This is a genomic window from Marinifilum flexuosum (assembly GCF_003610555.1).
Classification (GTDB): Bacteria; Bacteroidota; Bacteroidia; order Bacteroidales; family Marinifilaceae; genus Marinifilum; species Marinifilum flexuosum.
Genome location: NZ_RAPQ01000011.1, coordinates 1 through 25,789, shown reverse-complemented (window position 1 = coordinate 25,789; position 25,789 = coordinate 1). Strand labels below are relative to the sequence as shown.

Annotated in this window: 17 protein-coding genes; 3 read left to right on the top strand and 14 right to left on the bottom strand. The window is 38.7% G+C overall.

Translation table 11 applies throughout. From position 1 onward, the window contains the following. Nucleotides 1-135: 135 nt before the first annotated feature. The 14 genes from BXY64_RS16330 to BXY64_RS16265 all read right to left on the bottom strand — a co-directional run bounded on the left by BXY64_RS16330 (nt 136) and on the right by BXY64_RS16265 (nt 19,962). Nucleotides 136-1,953 (bottom strand): acyclic terpene utilization AtuA family protein, encoded by a 1,818-nt coding sequence (locus BXY64_RS16330; protein ID WP_120241057.1) that lies wholly within the window; start codon nt 1,951-1,953, stop codon nt 136-138. 273 nt (nt 1,954-2,226) lie between these two features. Then, entirely contained in the window at nt 2,227-4,206 is a 1,980-nt protein-coding gene (locus BXY64_RS16325; RefSeq protein WP_120241056.1) for an acetyl/propionyl/methylcrotonyl-CoA carboxylase subunit alpha, read from the bottom strand. A 172-nt stretch (nt 4,207-4,378) separates the two neighbouring features. Then, the gene (locus tag BXY64_RS16320; RefSeq protein ID WP_211334525.1) at nt 4,379-5,179 is read right to left on the bottom strand and encodes an enoyl-CoA hydratase-related protein; all 801 of its coding nucleotides are present in this window, start codon (nt 5,177-5,179) and stop codon (nt 4,379-4,381) included. 42 nt (nt 5,180-5,221) lie between these two features. Continuing rightward, on the bottom strand, nt 5,222-6,829 hold the full coding sequence (locus BXY64_RS16315; protein ID WP_120241054.1) for a carboxyl transferase domain-containing protein: 1,608 nt from the start codon (nt 6,827-6,829) through the stop codon (nt 5,222-5,224). Between the two features lie 51 nt (nt 6,830-6,880). Continuing rightward, on the bottom strand, nt 6,881-10,231 hold the full coding sequence (locus BXY64_RS16310) for a methylmalonyl-CoA mutase family protein (protein ID WP_120241053.1): 3,351 nt from the start codon (nt 10,229-10,231) through the stop codon (nt 6,881-6,883). A 12-nt stretch (nt 10,232-10,243) separates the two neighbouring features. Next, nucleotides 10,244-11,038 carry a (Fe-S)-binding protein gene (locus BXY64_RS16305; protein WP_120241052.1) on the bottom strand — a complete coding sequence of 265 codons (795 nt, stop codon included), beginning with the start codon at nt 11,036-11,038 and terminating at the stop codon, nt 10,244-10,246. Nucleotides 11,039-11,104: 66 nt separating this feature from the next. Beyond that, nucleotides 11,105-12,367, bottom strand: a complete 1,263-nt coding sequence (locus tag BXY64_RS16300; RefSeq protein WP_120241051.1) for a 4Fe-4S dicluster domain-containing protein — start codon at nt 12,365-12,367, stop codon at nt 11,105-11,107. Nucleotides 12,368-12,389: 22 nt separating this feature from the next. Further along, nucleotides 12,390-13,358, bottom strand: a complete 969-nt coding sequence (locus BXY64_RS16295) for an electron transfer flavoprotein subunit alpha/FixB family protein (protein WP_120241050.1) — start codon at nt 13,356-13,358, stop codon at nt 12,390-12,392. A gap of 97 nt (nt 13,359-13,455) precedes the next feature. Continuing rightward, complete coding sequence (locus BXY64_RS16290) at nt 13,456-14,205, bottom strand: electron transfer flavoprotein subunit beta/FixA family protein (protein ID WP_120241049.1); 750 nt, start codon at nt 14,203-14,205, stop codon at nt 13,456-13,458. A gap of 68 nt (nt 14,206-14,273) precedes the next feature. Further along, nucleotides 14,274-15,413, bottom strand: a complete 1,140-nt coding sequence (locus BXY64_RS16285; RefSeq protein WP_120241048.1) for an acyl-CoA dehydrogenase — start codon at nt 15,411-15,413, stop codon at nt 14,274-14,276. Nucleotides 15,414-15,514: 101 nt separating this feature from the next. Beyond that, a complete protein-coding gene (locus BXY64_RS16280) occupies nt 15,515-16,759 on the bottom strand; it encodes a thiolase C-terminal domain-containing protein (protein WP_120241047.1) in 1,245 nt (414 codons plus the stop codon). Between the two features lie 21 nt (nt 16,760-16,780). Beyond that, entirely contained in the window at nt 16,781-18,109 is a 1,329-nt protein-coding gene (locus BXY64_RS16275) for a 3-hydroxyacyl-CoA dehydrogenase family protein (RefSeq protein ID WP_120241046.1), read from the bottom strand. 133 nt (nt 18,110-18,242) lie between these two features. Beyond that, entirely contained in the window at nt 18,243-19,016 is a 774-nt protein-coding gene (locus BXY64_RS16270; protein ID WP_120241045.1) for an enoyl-CoA hydratase/isomerase family protein, read from the bottom strand. Nucleotides 19,017-19,254: 238 nt separating this feature from the next. Continuing rightward, complete coding sequence (locus tag BXY64_RS16265; protein ID WP_110359859.1) at nt 19,255-19,962, bottom strand: YebC/PmpR family DNA-binding transcriptional regulator; 708 nt, start codon at nt 19,960-19,962, stop codon at nt 19,255-19,257. A 601-nt stretch (nt 19,963-20,563) separates the two neighbouring features. On the opposite strand from BXY64_RS16265, the gene BXY64_RS16255 reads away from it, so the two are divergent. From BXY64_RS16255 to BXY64_RS16245, 3 genes are all read left to right on the top strand, one after another. After that, complete coding sequence (locus tag BXY64_RS16255; RefSeq protein WP_211334524.1) at nt 20,564-22,606, top strand: hypothetical protein; 2,043 nt, start codon at nt 20,564-20,566, stop codon at nt 22,604-22,606. 891 nt (nt 22,607-23,497) lie between these two features. Further along, on the top strand, nt 23,498-24,124 hold the full coding sequence (locus BXY64_RS16250; protein WP_120241043.1) for a hypothetical protein: 627 nt from the start codon (nt 23,498-23,500) through the stop codon (nt 24,122-24,124). Nucleotides 24,125-24,911: 787 nt separating this feature from the next. After that, nucleotides 24,912-25,481, top strand: a complete 570-nt coding sequence (locus BXY64_RS16245; RefSeq protein ID WP_110358767.1) for a hypothetical protein — start codon at nt 24,912-24,914, stop codon at nt 25,479-25,481. The last annotated feature ends 308 nt before the right edge of the window (nt 25,482-25,789 follow it).

Sequence of the window (25,789 nt, the reverse complement as noted above, 5' to 3'; positions counted from 1 at the left end):
TCTATGTACTAATTAAAAAACACCAAGTAAGGACTCCATTTTGTTTATCAATCCAGTCTTACTTAGTTACATTTTACACTATTTAAGTTAATAACAATTCTTAACTATCCCAATAAAATTGGATACTTTCACTAATTATTTTTGCGATTCAACCTTCATCTTTGACGAAAGTAATTTTTCAGGAATCATGATTTCCTGATTCAAGAGTGCAGTGGCAAATGTTTTCCCCTGTGCATCAATCATTAAGGATTTTGTTCCACCTCCATCCAGCGATTCTTCCAATAGAAAGTTTAATGCCAATAAATTATCAATCTCATATCGATGTATTCTTCCTTTAACCATTCCAAAAAACATCTCGGAAAGCTTTTCTGCTGTCAAATCATGTTTCAAGTATTGATATATCTCTTCTGATCGAGCCAAAACTCCAATATTTACGGTATCTCCCTTATCGCCAGAGCGACCTAAACAGATATCACGCAAAGCAACCGTTATCAATCGGTCCTCCTCCCAGGCAGGATCAACATATTCGGTATGCTCAACAGCTTCTATAGCCTTTAATTCCTCTTCATAGCCCAGCACAGAACCTATTTCTTTAGATTCAATAAGCTCACCCTTTTCATTCAGCACATGAACGGTTGATGTGATACATTCTTTAGGAATCAATGTTGGCCAATAGGTAATTACCTGTTGCATTCTGGCTCGTCCTCCCGTTACTGCAACGCCAGGAGGGCCGCTCAAAATCAGGGGAGCAATACTCATCGAAAAATCTCTGATTTTATCAACATCAGTATCATAAACCGATAATCGAAGTAAAATCTCATTAGGATCGATATGTTCTGCCAGGTGTTGATGACATGCATTGTATCCAACAAACTCGGTATTTTTCTTTAAGAAATCCGTATCTAATCTATCCCAGAAAATCTTTTCAAATTCCTGAGCCTTATTCAATACCCTACCTCCACTTATTACAATGGAACTTGTAGCTTTGTAGCCATCCTCGTAAGCCATTGAAACTTTTAGGTAAGGAGTAGACGGATATCCTTTAGCCCCACACACCAATACTTTATTGTATTCCAATTCCTCCAGCTTCAGCTGTGTAAAATCAGCAACCACATCAGGACTGATGTATTGATCGGGATTACCCATTTCGTATACCAATTGTTCCCGAATGGTATCTACACTAATTAATCCACCCGTATTCTCATGCTTATAGACAGTGAAATCACCATTTTGGTTCATTTCAACTATTGGGTAACCCATATTGTCCCAACGCTCCACTTTTTGCCAATCGGTAAAGTTTCCGCCTGTCGACTGTGCTCCACACTCGATAATATGGCCAGCCACCAAACCTGCCGCAAGCTTGTCCCAATCGTTCAGCTCCCAGCCCAATTCATAAATCATTGGCGCCATGGTAACCGAAGTATCGGTAACACGACCTGCCAAAATCAAATCGGCTCCACTTTCCAAAGCCTTAAGCAATGGAGGTACGCCCAGGTACACATTTGCACTTTGAATGTTTTTGATAATTGATTCAAAATCATCACCCGAATCCATATTTTTAAAATTGGCTTTCGCCGGATAAAATTCATCTATGCGATCAACGATATTGTCGCCATCAACCACAGCAATTTTCAGGGAAACACCTTTTTTTTCAAGTTCCGATAAAATCTTTCGGGCACATGCAATTGGGTTAATACCTCCTGCATTGGTTATCATTCGAACGCCTTTTGATTTCATCAAATCAGCCACATCTACAATCTGATCGACAAAATCAGTAACATATCCCAGTGCCTCGTTCTTTAGCTGCTGTTTTCGAAGGATACTCATGGTAACTTCAGCTAAAAAATCGGACGAGATGTAATCCACCTCTCCACCTTCAAGTTGTCGGCGCAATACTCCCAGGTCATCTCCCCAGAAACCTCCGGCATTTGCAATTCTGATTTTGGTCTTCATTTTGGTATGTTTTAGTATTTAGTATTCCATCTTCTATCGATTCTACAGATTTCTGTAAATCTCTAATTCTTCTTTTTTAGTATTGAACTCTATCCTAAGCAAATCAATATCCGTCTAGCCTATTTCAATATCCTTAAAGATAATCTCAGAGTCTTTCTAAATCACTTCAAAATGTTTCAAGATGAACTTTGTGTCCTTATAGACCATCTCAAAGTGTTTCAAGATGAACTCATTATTCTTTTAGGCCATCTTAAGATCTTCCTAAACAAAACTCTAGTTCGCTGACAAACGAATCAACTCTGTTTCATTCATTACCTGCTCACCCTCTTCAACAAACACCTTTTCAATTTTTCCTTCGAAAGGAGCCAATATGCTGTTTTCCATTTTCATAGCTTCTACAATAAGCAACACCTCACCCTTCGCAACAGATTGACCTGCTTGTGCTTCCACCTTCACAATTTTGCCCGGCATTGGCGACAGAATCCTTCCATCGCTAGCTCCTGAACTATCTGTTGATGATTCTCCTGGTTTGGCCTGAATCTCGGACCAGCGCTCCAATTGACGTACAATTCCCCTGCAACTCACAAAACTTTTTCCTTCCGAATTTTTCGATCGATAAAATCGATATCTCGTACTTTCAAATTCAAAAGTCATGTAATTCTCATCCATCTGAAGGTTCTCCAAAACATACTTGCTCTCTCCTATTTTTATTCGGTAAGGATTCTGTTCCAGAATTTCAACATCAAGAGTTTCTTCATCCAATACCCGAAGTCTTGTTCCATTCATGCGCCAATAGCCAATCTGATCCCATACAGAATCAGACACTTTATGACACAATTCGAACAAAGCAAAGCTGATATGAAACAGGAAAGAAGGCACCTCTTCCTTTTCCTTGAGCATGATTTGATTCAAATCATCAGCATGATGCTGGCAAAAATGAGTTGAAATATTATTCTGCTTGAAAGCATCGGTATTTAAAAGTGTATGTAAGTACATGATATTGTTTTTGATACCATGTATCTGATAATCGTGCAATGCCAAATGCAAACGCTCAATGGCCAGATCGCGATTTTCATCCCAAACCACCAATTTGGCAATCATCGGATCAAAATCCGGATGAATCATACAAGGCCCCGTGATGGCTGAATCCAATCGCAGCCTACCCTCAAACAATTTAGGAGCTTTATAAAAGCTAATTTCTCCAGGCGAAGGAATAAAATCTTTCTCCGGATCTTCGGCATAAATCCTTGCCTCAATGGCATGACCTTTTAGTTGAACCTGATCCTGTTTTAACGGCAAATTTCTTCCCGATGCAACCAACAATTGTTGTTCAACCAGATCAATACCAGTAATCATTTCCGTTACCGGATGCTCCACCTGAATTCGGGTATTCATTTCTAGAAAATAATAATTCAAGTCTTCATCAACCAAAAACTCTACGGTTCCCGCATTGCTATAATTCATTTTCTGAGCTAACAGTACTGCAGTTTCACCCATCTTATCTCTTAAATCGGAGGTAAGCGTTGGAGAAGGTGCTTCCTCAATTACTTTCTGGAATCGCCTTTGAATGGAACACTCTCTTTCGAACAAATGAATCACATTACCATGCCTATCAGCCAAGATCTGAACTTCAATATGTCTTGGATTCTCAATGTATCTTTCAATCAACACTGCTCCATCGCCAAAATAACTGGCTGCTTCGCGTGACGTTGATTCCAAGTCGGCTTCCATATCCTTAAGTTCGTGAACAATGCGCATTCCTTTCCCACCACCTCCTGCTGCAGCTTTTATCAATAGCGGAAATTTCAAGCTCTTGCTCGCCTCCAGTAAAGTTTGATGATCACCAACAACACCTTCCAATACAGGCACACCAATTGATTTGGCAAACTCACGCGCATTAACCTTGTTCCCCATCAATTCAATGGCTTTTGCATCAGGGCCGACAAAATCGATTACCGAATCCGCACAAAGCTTTGAAAACTCAGCATTCTCAGCCAAGAATCCATAGCCAGGATGAATGGCATCTGCTTTTGCTTTTTGAGCTACATCAACAATTTGCTGAGCATTCAAATAAGTTTCCTGCAAACCAACACCTTTTAATGGAAAAGCCTCATCGGCCTGCAATACATGCTCAGCATCTCTATCCTGTTCTGAATAAAGTGCTACGGTGTGTATCCCCAAATTTTTTGCGGTTTTCATTACCCTTAAGGCAATTTCACCACGGTTTGCTATTAATATTCGTTTGTAATACATGCTTAATCAATTAGTAATTAATAATGAGCAATTATCAATAAACCTTTATTTCGATTTCATTCTTTGAATTCTATTTGTTCTTAAAGATTTATCTGATTTATTTTCGAATCCTTCCGGGATAAAGCCAGAATCATTTTACTATTTTCAATTACTCATTATTCATTGTTAATTATTAATTGTCTTCAGTCCAATTTGGTTTGCGTTTCTCCAAAAATGAACTCATTCCTTCTTGTCCTTCTTCGGATTGACGCAAATCAGCAATCATTTTTGCAGTGTTTTGCATGGCTTCTTCATGTGTCCATTGATTTTCCACATCATATATCAATTGCTTACATGTTGATACTGCAACGGGACCACTGGTTTTTAGCTTGGAAATCAAATCAGATAACTTCGACTTTAATTTCTTCTCTGCGTGCGACCAATTTGCCAATCCCGCTTGTTGCGCTTCTTTGCCATTAAAGCGCATTCCCGTTAGCATCAACTCTTTTGATTTGTATTCACCAACACGCTTAATTACGTATGGAGAAATACAGGCTGGTACAATTCCAATCTTTACCTCGCTTAGAGAAAAGACTGTATCTCTATGGGCCAATACAAAATCGCAAGCAGCCAGCAAACCATTTGCCCCTCCAATTGCAGCCCCATGAACCATTGCAATGGTAGGGAATTTGCAAGAATACACTGCATTGAAACACATGGATAATTTGTAGCTCTCAAGGTAGTTTTCCTCGTATGAGTAATTTGCAACTCCCTTCATCCAGTTCAAGTCGGCACCCGCACAAAACGATTTTCCTTTGCCCTGTAAAATCACTACTCGTATTGTTTTATAATCCAATTTCTCAATCTCTTGAAAGCACTCAATAATCTCTGCAATCATGGCTTCATTGAATGCATTATGGATATCAGGACGATTCAAAGTAATCGTTCCAATTTTGTTATCGATGCTGAATTCTATGGTTTGATATTGTTTCATCTGATTCATTTTAACCCCTGACATAAATATCAGGGCTATTCATTACATTCTAAATACTCCAAAATCTGGTTCTCCAAATTCTTTGTTCAAGGATGCTGAAATTCCCATGGCAAGCACTTTTCGCGTGTCGGCTGGATCGATAATTCCATCATCCCACAATCGTGAGGTACTGAAATATGCAGATCCTTCTTCCTCATATTTTTTAAGAATCTTTTCACGCAAAGTGATTCTTTCTTCAGCATCGAATTCTTTTCCTTGTTTCTTCAGTTGTTGTTCTTTCACCTGAACCAATACTCCTGCAGCCTGTTCGCCACCCATTACAGATATTTTCGCATTAGGCCACATGAACAACAAGCGAGGTTCGTAGGCACGACCAGCCATGGCATAATTCCCTGCTCCAAACGATCCACCAACGATCACAGTAAACTTTGGAACCTGAGCATTGGCCACTGCATGAACCATTTTTGCACCATCGCGTGCAATTCCTTTGTGTTCGTATTCCTTACCCACCATAAAACCAGTGATATTCTGTAGAAATACTAGTGGAATTTTACGGAAGCTACACAACTCAATAAAATGAGCTGCTTTTAATGAAGTCTCTGAAAAAATGATTCCATTGTTAGCGATAATCCCAACGGGATACCCCATGATTTTTGCAAATCCAGTAACAATGGTAGGCGCATATCGCTCCTTAAATTCCTGGAAAGAACTATCATCAACAATTCGGGCAATTAACTCCCTCGCATCAATAGGCTTTTTCAAATCTAAAGGAGCCAATCCATACAAATCTTCAGCTGGATATTGTGGTTCCTTAAAATTTTCTCGCTCCAAAGGATATTTTTGCACTTTAGGCATGGATTCGAAAATATCTCTACAAATCTGAATGGCATGTCGATCATCTGCTGCCAAATGGTCAGCAACACCAGAAATGGAGGTATGAATCTCTGCTCCGCCTAATTCTTCTGCACTTACTTCTTCTCCTGTTGCAGCTTTTACCAAGGGTGGTCCTCCAATAAAAATGGTCCCTTGTCCCTTCACAATAATGGTTTCGTCACTCATGGCAGGAACATAAGCACCTCCGGCAGTGCAGGATCCCATTACAATGGAGATTTGTGGAATCCCTTTAGCTGACATCTTGGATTGATTAAAGAAAAATCGACCAAAATCATATTTATCAGGAAACACTTTCGACTGCTCCGGAAGAAACACACCTCCGGAATCCACCATATAAATACATGGCAAGTGATTTTCCATGGCTACTTCTTGTGCACGAATGTGCTTTTTAATGGTTTCCTTAATGTAGGTTCCCCCTTTTACCGTAGCATCATTGGCTACAATCACACATTCACGTCCATGAACCACTCCAATTCCTGTTACAATTCCTGCTGATGGAAACTGATTCTCATACTGATCACAAGCAGCCATTGCAGATAATTCAAGGAAAGGAGTATTCTTGTCTAAAAGAAGTTCTATTCTATCACGCACCAATAACTTTCCTCTCTTTAAGTGTCTTTCGCGAGCCTTTTCGTCTACTCCATTCAAAACATAGTTTAAACGATCACGATACTCATTCATCAAGAGATTATAAGACTCTTTATTCTTAATAAAGTCTTCGGATTTGGTGTTTATTTTTGATTTTAATTGTTTCATCTATATATCTTATGAAAAAGCCGCAAAACCTTGCGGCTCTACGTATATAATTTACATATTACGTCTATATTGGCCGCCTACTTCGTACAAGGCATTGGTAATCTGTCCAAGTGTGCAATACTTACAGACCTCCATTAACTCAGCAAAAATGTTATCATTCCTTAAAGCAGTCTCTTTTAACTTACCTAAAGCTAAGTCTGCTTGCTCCTTATGATTCTTCTGAATCATTTCTTTGAATTTCACCTGATTTTCTTTCTCTGATTCATCTGAACGAATCACCTCTTTCGGCTGAATCGTTGGAGAACCAACAGAGCTTAAGAAGGTATTCACACCAATAATCGGTAACTTTCCGTTGTGCTTCAAGCTCTCATAATGCAAAGATTCCGATTGAATTTTACTACGCTGATACATGGTTTCCATCGCACCCAAAACTCCACCACGTTCAGTAAGTCTATCAAATTCTATCATTACTGCTTCTTCAACCAGTTCTGTCAACTCATCGATAATAAATGCCCCTTGAAGTGGATTTTGATTCTTCGCCAATCCCAATTCGTTATTAATAATCAACTGAATGGCCATTGCCCTGCGAACCGATTCTTCAGTTGGTGTTGTTATTGCCTCATCGTAAGCATTGGTGTGAAGTGAATTGCAATTGTCATAAATTCCTGTAAGCGCTTGTAAAGTCGTACGAATATCGTTGAACTCTATTTCCTGCGCATGTAGTGATCTGCCTGAAGTTTGAATGTGATATTTCAATTTCTGAGAACGCTCGTTGGCCTTGTACAAATACTTCATGGCTTTGGCCCAGATGATTCGAGCTACACGACCAATGACGGTATACTCAGGATCCATTCCATTGGAGAAGAAGAAAGACAGGTTAGGTGCGAAATCATCCACATTCATTCCTCTCGAAATGTAGTATTCAACCAAGGTAAAACCGTTTGCCAATGTAAATGCCAACTGACTAATTGGATTGGCTCCAGCTTCTGCAATGTGATATCCTGATATAGAAACCGAGTAGAAATTCCTTACCTGATTCTGGATAAAATATTCCTGAATATCTCCCATCATCTTCAAAGCAAAATCAATTGAGAATATGCAAGTATTCTGTGCCTGATCTTCCTTCAACATATCTGCTTGCACTGTACCTCGAACTCTGCAAATTGTTTCAGTTTTTATCCTTTCATATACTTCTTTTGGAAGCACTTGATCACCTGTTACACCAAGCAACATCAATCCCAATCCGTTATTTCCTTCCGGTAGATCTCCGATGTATTGTACTCTCTCCTTTTCCTTATAGATTTCCTGAATTTTGGTCTCAATTTCATCTTCCAACCCATTTTCATGAATGTATTTCTCACATTGTTGATCAATGGCAACATTCATAAAATATCCAACTAACATCGGTGCTGGACCATTAATCGTCATGGATACGGATGTTTTAGGATCTACCAGGTCAAATCCTGAATAGAGTTTTTTGGCATCATCTAAAGAAGCAATTGAAACACCTGAGTTTCCAACTTTTCCATATATATCCGGACGAACATCAGGATCAGCCCCATATAAGGTTACCGAATCGAATGCTGTTGACAATCGAACAGCAGGTTGTCCCATTGCCAAATAATGAAATCGTTTATTGGTACGTTCAGGGGCACCTTCACCTGCAAACATTCTGGTGGGATCTTCTCCTTCTCTTTTAAATGGAAATACACCAGCTGCAAAAGGGAATTCTCCTGGTACATTCTCTTTCAAAGACCATTTTACAATATCACCCCAACTTTTATAATCAGGCAAAACAATCTTTGGTATTCTATTGTGAGATAGGGTTTCGGTATGTGTATCCACACAAATTTCCTTTCCTCTCACTTCATATTTGAAAATATCTTCCTTGTATCTTTTTACTTTTTCCTTCCACCCCTCAACAATATCCTTATGCTTAAAATCCGTTGAAAGTTTGGTAAACTCCTTCTCAATTGATCTTTGAGCAATTTCATCATCTACCAAATCAGAAGACTTTCTTAAAGCATATAACTGATCCGCTATTTCGGCCTGATCTTCCACTTTTCGATTGTATTTTCGAACTGTCTCTGAAATATCAGATAAGTAACGAACCCTTGAAGGAGGAACGATCTCAATCTTCTTGCTTGCCTCTAATAATGGTTTTCCGTCGATCTCAAACTGCTTCAATCCTTGTTTGCCAAGTAAATTGATTAATGCATGGTACAAATCATTTACACCATGATCATTAAATTGAGATGCAACCGTTCCGAACACAGGCATTTCTTCAGGATCCTGATCAAAAAGCATGTGATTGCGTTGATATTGTTTTTTTACATCTCTTAATGCATCCTGAGCCCCTTGCTTGTCGAATTTATTGATGGCAACCAAATCGGCAAAATCAAGCATATCGATTTTTTCCAATTGAGTTGCTGCGCCAAATTCGGGAGTCATCACATAAAGTTTCACATCGCTGTAATCCACAATTTCGGTATCCGATTGCCCGATACCTGAACTTTCTAAAAAGATGCAGTCAAAATTAGCCGCTTTCATAATCATCAAGGCATCATCTACATGTTTTGATAAAGCCAGGTTTGCTCTTCTTGTTGCCAATGACCTCAAATAGACATTGGACTTATGAATGGCATTCATTCTGATTCTATCTCCTAATAATGCTCCTCCACTTTTCTTTCGAGATGGATCGACAGATAGAATGGCCAATTTCAAATTTGGATAATCGATCTGGAATCTACGAATCAATTCATCTGTTAGAGATGATTTTCCTGCACCTCCTGTACCTGTTATTCCAATTACCGGAGTATGATTAACTTTAACATGATTCTTTAACTTCAAATACAAATCAGATCCTTGAATTTCATCATGTTCCGCCAAACTTATTAGCCTGGCTAAAGTATTAATATCAGCAAATGAAATCTCTTCTATTTTAGGCAATTCAATCGTACTCAATTCATAATCCGACTGCTCCAAAACTTCATTAATCATCCCTTGTAAACCAAGGTTTCTGCCATCATCAGGAGAATATAGGCCTGCAATACCATAGGCTTGCAACTCCTTAATTTCTTCTGGCAAAATTACACCGCCACCACCTCCAAAAATCTGGATATGACCTGCATTTTTCTCCTGTAATAAATCATACATATACTTGAAAAACTCGATATGCCCTCCTTGATAAGAGCTAATTGCAATGGCCTGAGCATCTTCCTGTATGGCACAATCAACAATCTCTTCGGCAGAGCGATTGTGCCCAAGGTGAATGACCTCTGCACCAGAAGCCTGAATAATTCTGCGCATGATGTTTATAGAAGCATCATGACCATCAAATAGTGATGTAGCAGTTACTATTCTTACAGCATTTTTCAGTTTGTATGTGGCAGGTGTGTTCATGATACTTAATTTCTACAATTCAAGTGCTTTCTCTATAATTTCAGCAACATCTAAATTCTGAAGCTCAGATTCCTTATTTTTTAATTTGATACCATCAGTCAACATGGTCATGCAGAAGGGACAGGCCGAGGCCACCTTATCCACCTTTCTTTCGATAATTTCCTCAGTTCGTTCAATGTTTACTTCCTTATCTCCCTTTTCAGCCTCCTTAAACATTTGTGCTCCACCAGCACCACAACACAATCCAAAACTTCTGGATCTCTTTAATTCTTTCACATCACCAAACACAGCCTTAACCACATTTCTTGGTGCGTCATATATCTTATTTCCCCTTCCCAAATAACAAGGGTCATGATAGGTGATCGATTCTCCTTTGAATGGATTATTTTCAAGCTTCAACTTACCATCCTGAATCATTTCATCCAAGAACTCGGTATAATTGATAACATTGTAATTGCCACCCAATTCCGGATACTCATTCTTGAGTGTATTGTAACAGTGAGGACAAGTACAAATGATTTTATCGACTTCATAAGCATTCAATACTTCAATATTTTGCATGGCTTGCATTTGAAAAAGCATTTCATTGCCAGCCCGCTTAGCAGCATCGCCTGTACAACTTTCTTCTTTCCCAAGAACAGCATAGCTAATTTCAAGGTGGTTTAAAATTTTGGCAAATGCACGTGCCACCTTTTGATATCTATCATCAAAAGCTCCTGCACATCCAACCCAGTATAGGTATTCCGGTTTTTCTCCTTTTGCCGCCAAGTCGGCCATTACTGGTACATGTAGTTTTTTATCTGTCATTTAATATATTTTTTTTGTTAGAGACGTAAGGCCTTGCGTCTCTACAGTAATATCATTGAATATTTTCTAACCTTCTGTCCATTTCAAGCGATCTTCAGGTGAAAATTGCCATGGTGCACCATTGTTTTCGATATTGGTAAACATGGTATTCAATTCTGCAGGTGCTGCTGCTTCTTCCATCACCAGGTACCTTCTCATATCCATTATTAAATTTGGATGACTGATATCAATTGGACATTCCTGGGCACATGCATTACAAGTTGTACAAGCCCAAAGTTCCTCTTCGGTAATGTAATCTCTCAACAAGGACTTGCCGTCATCTTCTCCTTTAATGGCAATCGGCCCTTTTTCATCCATTCGCTTTCGTAAATCCACAAATATCTTTCTAGGAGATAATAGTTTTCCTGTGATATTGGCAGGACAAACATCCGTACAACGGCCACATTGCGTACAAGCCAGGGAATCCATATAATTTTTCCAGCTTACATCCTCCACATCCTTTACACCAAACCTTGCTACTTCTTCACTTTCATCATAAGCAGCTTCTGGATCTAGCATTAGCTTAACTTCTTTTGTAATGCTTTCCAGATTGGGATATTTGGTAAGCGGCTCCAGATTGGCAAGAAATACATTAGGGACTGAAAGAAATACATGAAAATGCTTGGAGTATGGAAGATAGTTTGCAAATACAAAAATCAGTAAAATGTGTATCCACCAACCAGGTTCCTGCAACCAACCTAAATCCAAATTAACCAGGTTTACAATTGCTGCTGATACGGGATAAACTCCTTCGTATCCATTGGGATGATTACTAATGTATCCAACATTAAAAGCCAATAAGGAAAGCATTAATAAACCGATGAAAGACAAGGCAATTTGTGCATCCCAATAAGATTTGGACGACATCTCAACTCCGGTAAATCGCTTAATGCGAAGAATGCTTCTTCGTAAACTGAAAGCTTTTATAAAGACAATAATTAGCAAGGCAAACACATCTCCCGAAGCCATTACAAAATCATAAAACCACCCGGTAAAAGCAAATGATCGCTCCAATCCAAACACTCCATCAATCACAATCTCAATACTTCCCAGGGTAATTACCAGAAATCCCCAAAACACCAGGGCATGCATTAAACCAATTACAGGCTTTCTGAAGATTTTGGTTTGGCCAAAAGCCACATCCAGGGTATGAGAAATTCTGGCTCCAATGTTTTTGATCGGATACGATGGCTTGGTCAGTTTAAAGAAAGCCCATAATCGTTTCACCGACCAGGCAAAAACACCCAAGGTTATTGCCAATGAAATAATGAAGAGGATCTGTTTTGTCATTGTTTTTAGAGTTAGTCTTTATTTATGATTTTGAATTCCTAAAAGCCTCCGTTAATCTTGGTAATACATCCATCACATCTCCAACAATACCATAATCGGCCACACCGAATATTGGTGCCTCAGGATCTGTATTAATCGCAACAATGCACTTGCTTCTACTAATACCAGCAACATGCTGAATTGCACCAGATATACCTGCAGCAATATACAAGTTTGGAGCAATCACTTTTCCTGTTTGACCAACATGCTCTTCATGTCCGCGCCAACCTTCATCAGAAACCGGACGAGAACAAGCTGTTGCAGCGCCTAGTACCTCTGCCAACTCTTCCACTGGTGCCCAATTTTCAGGACTACGCATTCCTCTACCAGCAGAAACCACAACATCAGCATCAGATAGAATCACTTTATCTTTTTGCTCTTCCTCTTCAACAATCTTTACTTTAAACAAGCTTGTATCAATGTCTACAGCGAACTCTTCAATAGCTACAACACAAGAAGCTTCTAATAATCCAAAACAATTTTTTGCAATGGTAAGTACCTTTTTGTCAGACTTGATTTGAACATGCCCAAATGCTTTTCCAGAGAAAACTCTTTTCTTCACCACAAATGGTTCGAACGAAACCGGTAATTCTTGAACTGCAGCTACAAGTCCTGCTTTTAATTTCACTGAAACTCTGGGAGCAATTGCTTTTCCACTGTTGTTATCAGACAAAACAATTACTTCAGCTCCCACAGACTCTGCAGCCTTTGCAACAATATCTGCGTAAGCTCTACTCGTTAATGTATTCAATTGCGGATCACTAACAGTGAGAACTTTATCCGCACCATAGTTTCCTAATAATTTTAATTCTTCTTCGGCAACCTCTCCAATAGAAAGAACTACCATATTTGTATTTAGCTGATTCGCTAAAGCTTTTGTATATGAAACCAATTCAAAGGAGGAATTCTTAAATTTCCCATTCCAATTCTTGGCAAATGCAATTACAGACATAGGCTAAGTTTTAAATGTTACTACTTAGTTTTAGATTTGAGGCGAAGGCATTTACTATAAATCAATGCGCTCATTCTCACACCTACTTCATTTTTTATTAAAGCACTTTTGCTTCATTCTTTAACAGATCAACCAGTTGTTCTGCCGATTCTGAATCAATCATTTTACATGCACCTTTTTCCTGTGGCAATTCAAACTTTATCGACTCAGTTAACACTTCCAATTCAGCAGCTGGTTTAACTTCCAGAGGTTTCTTACGTGCCATCATGATACCACGCATAGAAGGAATTCTAGGTTCCATTGCGATTCCCTTTTGAACAACCGCTACAAATGGAGTTTCAGTTTTTAGTACCTGCTTTCCACCTGGAATTGCACGATTCACCTGAATATCATCATCATCCAGATTAACTGATGTAACAGATGAGATTCCCGGATAATCCATAAACTCAGCAATCATGGCTCCAACAGAGGATCCATTGTAATCGCTCGATTCAATACCACTAAAAATGATCTCAAATGGATTCTCTTTTAGATATTCTGCAATTTGTCCAGCTACATGATAAGCATCTGCAGGACATGCATCAATTCTTACTGCTTTGTCAGCGCCAATGGCAAGAGCCTTTCTAAGAGTAGCATCTGCACTTGCACCACCAACATGAATTACACATATTTCATTCACTGAATTACCAGCATCTTCCTTTAGTTCCATGGCACGAGTCAAAGCCAACTCATCCCAAGGATTAATGATCCACTGCACACCAGAGTCATCAAACAGGCTATCTCCCTCTTTAAATTTAACTTTGGTGGTTGTATCTGGAACATTACTTATACATACTAATATTTTCATAAGCGATCTTTTTTACATATGATATAAGAGAAATAGAAGATTCCTTTCTCTTTTATTTTTTCAAATTTTTAATCCACCAAACCTCTAGAAATTACAATCTTTTGAATTTCTGAAGTCCCTTCGTAGATTTGCGTTAACTTGGCATCTCTCATCAATCTTTCAACATGATATTCTTTCACATAGCCATATCCGCCATGAATCTGAACTGCTTCCGTAGTAACTTTCATAGCTGTTTCTGCCGCATATAGTTTAGCCATTGCACTTGCATGTCCATATGGTTTACCCTGATCTTTCAGCCAAGCCGCTTTTAAGCAGAAAAAACGAGCAGCCTCAATTTCCGTAGCCATATCCGCTAGTTTAAAGGCAATTGCCTGGTGGTTTATAATTTCTTTTCCGAATGTTTTTCTTTCTTGGGCATATTTCAGTGCCAACTCGTAGGCTCCCGAAGCAATTCCCAATGCCTGAGATGCAATCCCAATTCTTCCTCCTTCAAGGGATTTCATTGCGAATTTGAATCCGAATCCTTCTTCTCCCAGTAAATTCTCCTTTGGTACTTTTACATTATTGAACATTACTGAATGTGTGTCGGATGCACGCATTCCCATTTTATTTTCATGTGGTCCAACCGAAATTCCTTCCGAATCTGCTTCCACAATTAAAGCATTAATTCCCCTGTGTTTTAGTTCAGGATGAGTTTGAGCGATTACAATATAGGTAGAAGCACTTTTACCACTTGTAATCCAATTTTTGGTTCCGTTTAGCAGATAATGATCGCCCATATCAACAGCAGTGGTGCGCTGAGATGTAGCATCTGATCCGGCTTCAGGTTCTGATAAAAGGAAAGCACCAATCTTTTCGCCTCGAGCCATTGGCTTTAAATATTTCTGCTTCTGCTCTTCGGTTCCAAACTTTTCAACCCCCCAACAAACCAATGAATTGTTTACCGACATGATTACAGAAACCGATGAGTCAATCTTAGAAATTTCTTCCATAGCCAATACATAAGAAATGGTATCCATTCCTCCTCCATCATAATCAAGACCTACAAGCATTCCCAGAAAACCAAGTTCTCCAAGCTTCTTTACTTGTTCAGTTGGATATATCGCTTTTTCGTCTCGTTCAATTACTCCAGGTAACAATTCTCTTTGAGCAAAATCCCGAGCCGCATCTCGAATCATCAATTGTTCTTCGGTGAATTCAAAATTCATAGTGTTTGTTTTTAGGTGTGATAAAACAGGCTAACGGCTTTCAGCATTTAGCAATTAGCCTGTTTTCATTATATTCTACTTCATTTTATTCTTTTTAATTCCTACTCACCTCTCTTGTAAACAATTGCCACAAGAGATTTATCATCTCCCCCCATATTTACGGTCATACCGTAAGGTCTGTCTTCTTTCATTTCAATTTGGGCATCGCCAGCTTTACCTGTTAATTGTTCCCAAATTGTAACTGCCTGATGTACTCCTGTAGCTCCTGTTGGATGTCCCCAACCAATAAGACCACCTGTTGTATTAAATGGCACCTTACCACAGCGTGATGTATGTCCTTCCAATACAAAATCTACACCCTTGCCTTCCTCTGCAAAACCAATGGCTTCAGCACCCATGATACCGGCAATCGAGAAACAGTCATGTACTTCAACAGTACCAATCTGATCAACTGTAATACCAGCCATTTCCATCGCTTTGGCAGCTGCTGCTTTCATGGTAGTCAAACAAGTCATGTTTTCTGGTTCCTTAGTAATATCAGAAGCAGCCTGACCAATACCTACAACTTCAACAGCATCTTTTGGATCAATTCCAACATTCTTTAACCCTTCTTCGGATACAATCGCAATAGCAGATGCTCCGTCAGAAACTTTTGAACAATCGGAATAGTTCAGATGATCAACAAACTTCTTAGGATTCAATGGCATTTTTGCCGTTCCTTCAAGATCCTTATTTTTATTATGAAATTCCTGAGCAGTTTCGCACAAACGAGCATTTTCAATGGCATTGCAATACCACTTTGCCATAGCTTCTCTGGTCTTTTCCTTTCCAAACTTTTCGTAATAAGCACCTGCTCTGTTACTAAATACACCTGGAAAGAAATAAGCATGCCCCTCTTTTCTGGTTTTCATCCAGCCAGCACCTGCCAACACATCGGCACCATACATGGCTTTCATGGTATTCTGAACCTCGAAACCAACTGCTAAAACAACATCCGCAGTTTCAGCCAAAATCGATTTTATTCCACTAGCCAATGCCAAGCCACCTGAAGCACAGGCTCCTTCAACACTAATGGCTGGTTTGTACTTTAAACCTTCATCAATCATTGGTAAAAATGCTGGCAAATTGGCCTGCTTGTTAAATCGAGATGCCATAAAGTTTCCAATTACTCCTTCATCTACATTTTCAGCACCTCCAATCATTTTCAATGTAGCCTGTCCAGCTTCCTTGATGTAATGCTCAAGATCCGGACGTGGCTTCTTCGGGTGAAACTCTTTTCGGCCGGTTCCCATTGACACTGTATTGTAACCAGCTACCATATATACTTTTTTGCGTAAAGCTTTCATTGTTGTGTTTGTTAGTACTTTTTAGAAATAATCGTTAATTGGCCCATAAGCATGGAAAAATCCTGTTTCCAATACTGTATTTACATCATCAGCTGAGGCTGCAACCTCTGTATCAACCAGCATTTGTCCGATTGCCTTAGAGTTCTGTCCATATGCTACTGCAAGGTTTGCCCCTACACTATCAATCTGATGCAGTTCTTTGAAGAATTTTTCCAAATACTCAGCCTTATTCTTATCTCTTACAACTGTTTTCCAATAGATTTTCAATGTTGGCAACTCACCCATTTTCGCTGCACAATCCATTTCAATATCTTCTTTAGAAACATATTTTCCAGTACCAAAATCATATACGTGTGTGATTCTACCTTTCTGATATTTGAAAACACCATCCTTTTGAGATCCGTCGGCATACTGTCCACCCTTCACTTCTCTATCAAACAATTCATTCAATACACCATGCGATAAAGTTTCATTTGGGAATGAAGGCTGCATGCTAGCCAAGATAAATTTGGTAACATCCACACCTACATAATCGATTAACTGGAAGATACCCATTGGTCGAACCAATAAATCTCTACTAATGGTATCAATCATGAAGAAAGATTTTGCCCATCCTTCAGTCTCCGCCAATTTTTGAGCTTGATTTAGAGCATACAAAGCATCGCGCATGAAGTGACCATTACCAATAAAACCAGCAACGTCTTTCGATGGAACGATAATTTTACGCATCGATTTTGCCAATGCAATTGAGAATTCATTCAATTCATCTCCTGTATTATCACACTTGATAATTTCTAATAATTTCTGAATTACAGGAGGATTATAGAAATGATATCCAACGATATCTCCATTCAAACCAGCTTCCTTTTCAATCTCCCCAATTGGAATGGAAGAAGTATTGGTAAGGAACCAGGCATTTGGATTGTTTTGTTTGATTTGAGAGAACAATTTAACCTTAAGGTCTTTGTCTTCCTTAATCGCCTCAAAAATCAACTCTGATTCATAAGTAGTTTCAATTCTGGTTGATGTTTGAATCATTGCCATCACATCTTCAACAAATTGATTGATGACATCTTCATTGTCAACAAGGTTTTCCTTGTCGGCATACCAGTCACGAAGCTCTACAATATTCTTTTCTGCATGTTTCAGCAACTGAGATCTAACATAGCCTAATAAATTTACCAAAGCAGGCTGCGATACATCAATCGCATTCAATACAAATTGTTCGTTCGATTTTTTGCCAATCTTAAGCTTGGCCATTTCGAATGAAAGTAATACCAGAATTCCGCTACCCATTTTCCCAGCAGCTCCCAATACACTCACATTTTTCATTTTAGGGACTAAATCCATACGTTTATTGTTTTATTTAATTTTCTTAATCAGTTCATGGTGTAATTCACCCAATTGAGTCAACTTTAAAAACCCATCATCACTACCTACAAATCCCCTTTACGGCGATAAGCTTCCCCACTAAAATTGAATGTTACCAATTAGGCTGACGCTTCTCTAAGAAGGCACTAACCCCTTCTTCGCGTTCCTTCTGATCCTCCTTGAACAACCTTCCAAACTCCTTCGATTCCATTTTTCCTGCATCTTTGCTATTCAGCTCTAGTCCTTCGCGAACCATCTCTTTTACAAGGCGCAATGCGTTCGGACTTTTACCCGCAATCTTTTCAGCAAGTTTTATGGTATCCTCCAGAACCAGATCTGGTTCAGATAGTTTCTGAACAACTCCCAGGTTATAAGCTTCCTGTGCAGTTATTCCTTCTCCGAGCATCATTAAATACATGGCATTACCAGCTCCTACCAATCTTGGCAAACGTTGTGTTCCGTTAAATCCAGGAATCAATCCCAGGTTGACCTCAGGCAAACCCAAGCGAGCTTTTTCACTGGCAACTCTAATATCGCAAGCTAATGCCAATTCCAATCCTCCACCAAGGGCAAATCCATTAATGGCTGCAATTACGGGAATTTTTAAATTCGCAATCAGATCGAATACTCGTTTGCCTGTTTCAGAAAAATCGTAGGCATTTTGAGGAGAGTATTCCTGCATGGCTTTGATATCGGCTCCAGCAATAAAGGCTTTGCCTTCTCCGGTAATGATTAATACTCGAATGTCATTCACATTCTCGCTTTCCAAAAAGCAAGTCAAATCCTTAAAAACCTCTTCGTTTAAGGCATTTAGGGCTTTAGGACGATCAAGAGTTAGAATCCCAATTCTATCTCTTTTTTCAAATTTTAAATAATTGTACTTCATAGGTGTGAGTAAGACTTTTTTTCATCTACATATTTAAATATAACAAAAACTCTTAACTCTCAAAAGCTAATTTATCATGCATTCAACCAATTAGCCTACACCACCTAGATTTACAGGGCTTTAGAGATATTAAAAAAATCAAAAAAAGACCTCTTATTCTTTTAATGAATTTTTAAAATAAAAAACCCGATTCAAGTTTGAACCGGGTTAACTATAATAAGAAATAAACTTTCTTTACTTAAGCCATGTTGTGATATACGTTTTGTACATCATCGTTATCTTCTAACTTTTCCAATAACTTTTCAACATCAGCTACCTGATCTTCAGGCAACTCTTTGGTATCCATTGGAATTCTTTCAAAACCTGATGAGATCACTGTCATGTCATTCTCTTCAAGATAAGCCTGAATCTTTCCAAAATCGGTAAACTCACCATAAAGCATAACACCATCTTCTTCTGCAAATACTTCTTCAACTCCAAGATCGATCAATTCGAATTCTAATTCTTCAATATCGTATTCTTTATTTTCAATTTTGAAGTGACACTTGCGCTCGAACATAAATTCAACACTACCAGCAGTACCTAAACTACCTTTGCATTTGTTAAAATATGAACGAACATCTGCTACTGTTCTGGTATGATTATCAGTTGCTGTTTCAACAAGAATAGCGATACCATGTGGTGCGTATCCTTCGTAAACAATCTCTTTGAAATCCTTCTGCTCCTTTGAAGAAGCTTTCTTAATGGCACGCTCAACATTATCCTTAGGCATGTTAGCTGCCTTAGCATTTTGAATAACCGCACGCAAACGAGCATTAGTTGACGGATCAGGGCCACCTTCTTTTACTGCAATAACAATATCCTTCCCAATTCGGGTAAAGGCTTTGGCCATCTTATCCCAACGCTTCATTTTACGCGCTTTTCTAAATTCGAATGCTCTTCCCATAATTTATGTATAAAATTTTTCCGCAAAAATAACACATGTAATTCAATCTGTGAAACGAATCTGGAATTTTTATTGGTTAATCCAGTTAATGATTTAAATTCCTTTAATTTATTATCATCCTCAAGCCGGAAGGCTCTGACTTTTTTCATTGATAAAAAAGTCAGCAAAAAATCTAGGGCGAGTAAGCCCAAACTTCTTCTACTTAAAAACTTTAAGTGCGGCGGGGTGATCTTCTCAATTCTTCGAAGCTTCCCCTTCTTTCTAAAAGTTTTTTTTGCGGATAAGCAGTTTGTCATTCCCATGCCCACCGACAAGGTAGCTAGATATTAATGGGTCTCTTTAAATATCTATCAAAGAACAATATTAACAATTCAAAGTTGTCCACTCTCTATATCATTATTGTGATTGTAAACTGAGATTGCTCATTGTTTACGGGTGAGCGATTTCTTATCTTAGCCCTGTTAATTCAATAATTATACCGATTTGTTTCTAAAATGCCGCATTGCTTCGTTTCTCTCGCACTGCCCCTTTAGAAATCTATCGGCATAATACATACAAGATTGCTGAATTAAAATAGTATTAGATAACAAAACCTAAATCAATGAAGAAAATTTTTATTCTTTGTGCTGCATTTTTAACTTTAGTATCAACTACTAATCAAGTTATTGCAGAAAAGAAGGCAGAAACCTCTAACATTACTGCCGAAACAATCAAATCGACTATTGAGGAGTTGAGCGCCAATTGTTTGGATAAAGCTTTACTTGAGAAAGGCGTAAAACACGCTGCGAGTCTTTGGCGCATGAGCGACGGAACAGAAGCAGATTTTAAGAACTTCTGTAAGAAAAGCTATATCGCCGATAAGGCGGAAAAAGAAGTTGTGTTCCAGAAAATTTCAAGAAACCTTGAGATCATCACAGGACACTTTAACAAGATTACTCTTGATTTATTGGAGCCTGTTCATTTGAATACCTTCGAGCAGCACCCTATCGACAATGCTTTTGGTGCTTATAGCGTTGGTTCGCACTGGATGAATGATTTCTACAACAACAAAATTGCTTTCACTATTGCATTGAACTTCCCATCGTTTAGCCTGGCTGAGAAAGAAGCTAATGCAAAGAACTGGACTCGAGAAGAATGGGCATACGCTCGTTTGGGTGACTACTTTACAGCAAGAGTTCCTTCGGAATTGTTACAAGCTGCCGGAACAGCTGCTGCAGGTTCTGATGTGTACATCGCAGACTACAATATTTATGTAGGTCACCTTACTGATAAGAAAGGAAACCGTTTCTTCCCTGAAGATAAGGTATTGCTTTCTCACTGGAACCTACGTGATGAAATCAAAGCCAACTATGCCAACAAAAAAGATGGTTTAGACAAGCAAAAGATGATTTACCAGGTGATGAAGAGAATCATCTCTCAGGAAATCCCTGAAAAGGTAATTAACTCGGGTGATTTCGAATGGGATCCATACACCAACGTGGTTTACAAGGCTGGTAAAACTATTGATGCTACTCCGGAACCAAACGAGAGATATCAGCAAATCCTGAATAACTTCCACGCAAACAAAGCAATTGATCCTTACTATCCAGATCAGAATACATTTATCAAAAGACAGTACGACGGAGCAAAAGAAATCTCTGCAGAAGCAACTGAAAAGATTTTCTCTGCATTCTTAAGCTCTGAAGAGACCAAAAAAGTGGGTAAACTAATCCAGAAGAGATTGGGTCGTAAGCTACAGCCATTCGATATTTGGTACGATGGTTTCAAGGCTCGTAGCGGAATGGATGAGTCGAAGTTAGATGCTCAAACCAGAGGTTTGTATCCTAATGCTGCTGCTTTGGAAGCTGATTTGGCGAACCTATTGGTAAAATTGGGTTACGACAAGGAAAGAGCTCAGTGGTTGGCAGACAGAATTGCTGTTGATCCTGCAAGAGGTTCAGGTCACGCCTGGGGTGGCGCTGCAAAAGGACAAAAAGCTCACTTGCGTACCAGAGTTGGTGCAAAGGGTATGGATTACAAGGGTTACAACATCGCGATCCACGAGTTTGGACACAATGTTGAGCAAACCATCTCGCTATATGATGTGGACAACTTTGTAATGAATGGTGTTCCTAATACTGCATTTACCGAGGCTTTGGCATTTATCTTCCAGAAGCGCGACATGTTGCTATTGGACGTTAAAGATGATTCGCCACAAAAAGAAGCTTTAAAGAAACTGGATCTTTTCTGGAGTGCTTACGAAATTATGGGTGTTTCGTTGGTAGACATTCGCATGTGGAGATGGTTGTATGCCAATCCTGATGCTACCGCTGCTGAATTGCGCGATGCAACTATGGATATCGCGAAAGCGGTTTGGAATGAGTTCTATGCTCCTGTTTATGGTGTGAAGGATCAACCAATTTTGGCGGTATACTCGCACATGTTGAACAGTCCGTTGTACCTGTCGAACTACGCATTTGGTAATGTAATTGAGTTCCAATTGGAGCAACAATTAAAAGGAAGAAGCTTCCCCGCTGAGGTTGATCGTATCTTTAAGCAAGGTCGTTTAACTCCTAACCAATGGATGGTTGAGGCTACTGGTAATGATTTATCGGCAGAGCCATTGTTGAATGCGGCTAAAGAGGCTTTACAAGAGTTAAAGTAAGCTATTGGTGATGGCTTTTGCCATTGTTATTATAGAATTGAAGGTCATCTCGAAAGGGATGGCCTTTTTTTTATTAACACCTCATTCTATCTTTCTCCTAAAGGTCTATTCTTTGCACAACTTCCTCTCCTCAAGGAGAGGATTGAGGTGAGGTGATTGGGCTATTGTTACACCGATTTGCAATATTAATTACCTCATCCCCTACCCCCTTCTCCTTTATGAGAAGGGAAATACATTGCAAATAACTAGCGTTCCTATCTTACTTTATGGTTCCAGCTTCCTCCTTGAAGAGAAAAGAATTCCTAATGTAAATGAGACACATTGAAATTGCCTGAAAGGCAAATATCATATAGCCCAGTGGAAGGGAATGATAATGAACGTCGCCCTGGATTATAGTACGGATTGGTTATCGTCGCAACGGTTAATGTTATTTGATTTGGATTGTTTGTTTTGTCTTCGAGCCAGACAGGCTGTTCTTTTATCATTGCTATAAAAGAACCAAAAGATCTAGACGCCAAAAATGTAGTTACCCATAACGACTTAAAGTCTAAACAACCGAACGAAGTGAGCTCATGAACACCTTACAGATATAATTATTCTGTGAATAAAATAATATTCACTCGTACCTCGTTCATGGAATTCTGTTCTTAACGACTTTTTCATCTATGGGTTCCCAACAAATTTTTGGATGTCACAACTACTGCATTATATAAACGGTAGTTTGAATAAATTTTGTCATAACAAATCCCCCTACTCTTTGAACTACTTCCTCTTCTTCAGGAGAGGATTGAGGTGAGGTGATTAATCTGAGACGATTTAAATTCACAAAAAACATTGAATTAATACTTAACAGTAATTACCTTTACGCTTCTATTTTATGAAAGCCAAAGCATGAACACATTAACTTTTAAAGCCAAACAGGTAAGAAACGATATCCCACTAAAAAACAATACTCCTTTTAAAGAAGGTGTAACAACAGTACTGGCGATGTTTGGAATCTTTGCTGTAATTATGACTCTTGATTATTACATCCTCGGAATTTTATTCCTCATTGTTGCTTATTCCTTTTTAAAACGAATCTTTATCTACTTTAGAATCAAACACCCCGATTGGGCCAAAGAATCAGATTTTAGAGGCTCTCTCCTATTTCGAGAAGAAAAAATCGGTGATATTTATACCGATGATATCTCATCCATTGTGATACTTTTTAACAAGCAACGCGATAAAAAACTAAGCTACAGCCACGAACCTATGTACAACGGATTGCTTTGTTTCGAAATCCTGCTAAAAGATGGAAGGGAAAAGAAATATGTTATTCTGATTGAAGAGGAAGAGCAGTTTAATGAGTTGGGCGCGGTACTTAAGGCATATTACAAGCAAAAAATTAAGATTGAAGAAAAGTATACTGGCGATCCCGAGCAAGGAATTGAAAGGACCTTCCTGTTTAAAAAGCACTACCTGTACGCCGAAAAGCAAGAGCTAAAAGCGGAATTGCAAATGGAGAAATTTCCCATCTGAATTGGAGGCATAATAAAACTGAAGCCTCCAGTTTCCTAGCTGATGCCAATCATCACAAACATTGAGATTGGCATTTTATTTGATTCATCACCCACACTCAAAGTGCATAGTTGTGTTGATTTAGGTCTTGTTACATCATTTTGTAATATTTATTACCTCATCCCCTAACCCCTTCTCCTTGATGAGAAGGGGAATGCAGTGCAAATAAATAACGATCCTAAATCTTTCTTTGCACCACTTCCTCACCTCAAGTAAAGGATTGAGGTGAGGTGACTTAAAAGGTAGTTTTCTTCGGCGTTCACTTATTTAGAAGCAAAATAAATAACATTTTATACGCTTGATTTTCAGCCCTTATTTGACTTATCATATTTACAGCTCCTTAAGAGATTTTTTATGTTTTCTTAAACACCAAAAGGGCATAGTACGGACATAGTACAGGCACAGTACGGACACAGTACGGCTACCCTTCTATACTATTAGTCAAGATTATAGTTAAACATACCAATGCCTTATTTGCTCTTTATTTGACATTTGTTCCTCATTATTGTTTTGTGATGCTCTTGACATTTTAAAAATTACTTTGAAACTTTATCATGCATTTTCATCCTTTAATCAGGATTTAGCTCCCTTTCATCCAATACGGACAATTATTTAGAATGATATTATCATGCGAAACTACTTGAAGTGATATGTAATCCTGCAATAATTGTGTGTGTGTTGTACGGTACCGTTTGAATTGAGATGGTACATGAGTAATAAATTAAAGCCTTAACCAAATCACAATTTTATGGCTGTTTTTAAAATCAATCCACTTACCAAAGGTTTAAGTGGTAAGCTTGGAAGCGATCTTGTATTCAGACAGAGTCATGGTCGTACCATTTTATCTACTGCACCGCAGCGCACAGGAGAAGATTCCAACGCGCAAGAGTTGCACAAAGATAAATTTAAGAAGGCGATTCAGTTCGCTAAAGTTCAAATGAGTATTCCTGAAATCAAAGAGGAATACAAAAAAAGTGCTAAGGAGAAGGGAATGTACAGCGCCTACAATTTGGCAGTTGCCGACTATTTTCATGCTCCTGAAATTGGTAAGCTGATTTCCAAGGATTACCATGGTGAGGTTGGAGATGAAATCGAAATTATCGCATTTGACGATTTTAAAGTTGAACATGTTGAAATTGAGATTTATCACAATGATGGTAGCCTGGTGGAAAAAGGACTTGCCAGTAAAAATGGTAGCGATTTCGAATGGAAATATGCTGCCACGGTTGCCAATACTGAATTCGCTGGCGACAAGATTGTGGTAAAAGCATTCGATTATCCGGGAAATGAGACGGATAAGGAATTTGTGCTGGGATAATCGTGCTTTTGCTTAAAAAGAAACCTGATGGCCCCTTTGGGGCTGTTGGGTGTTTTTGGGTTAAAGGAGAAAGGAAAAAGGAGAAAGGAGAAGGGAGAAAGGAAAAAGTTACAAATATCCTTTCATAAGTATATGTTTTGTTATGTGATAAGATCTTGTTAAATTTGAGAATCTAGTTTTACAAGAAATGAAAGCAAGAATTTTATTATCCCCGGATATTCATCGAAATCGAAAAGTTGTCAAGATCACATTTGACTACAATTTGGGGATATTGGAATTATTGAAAAAGCATTTCCAGGTAAAGTGGA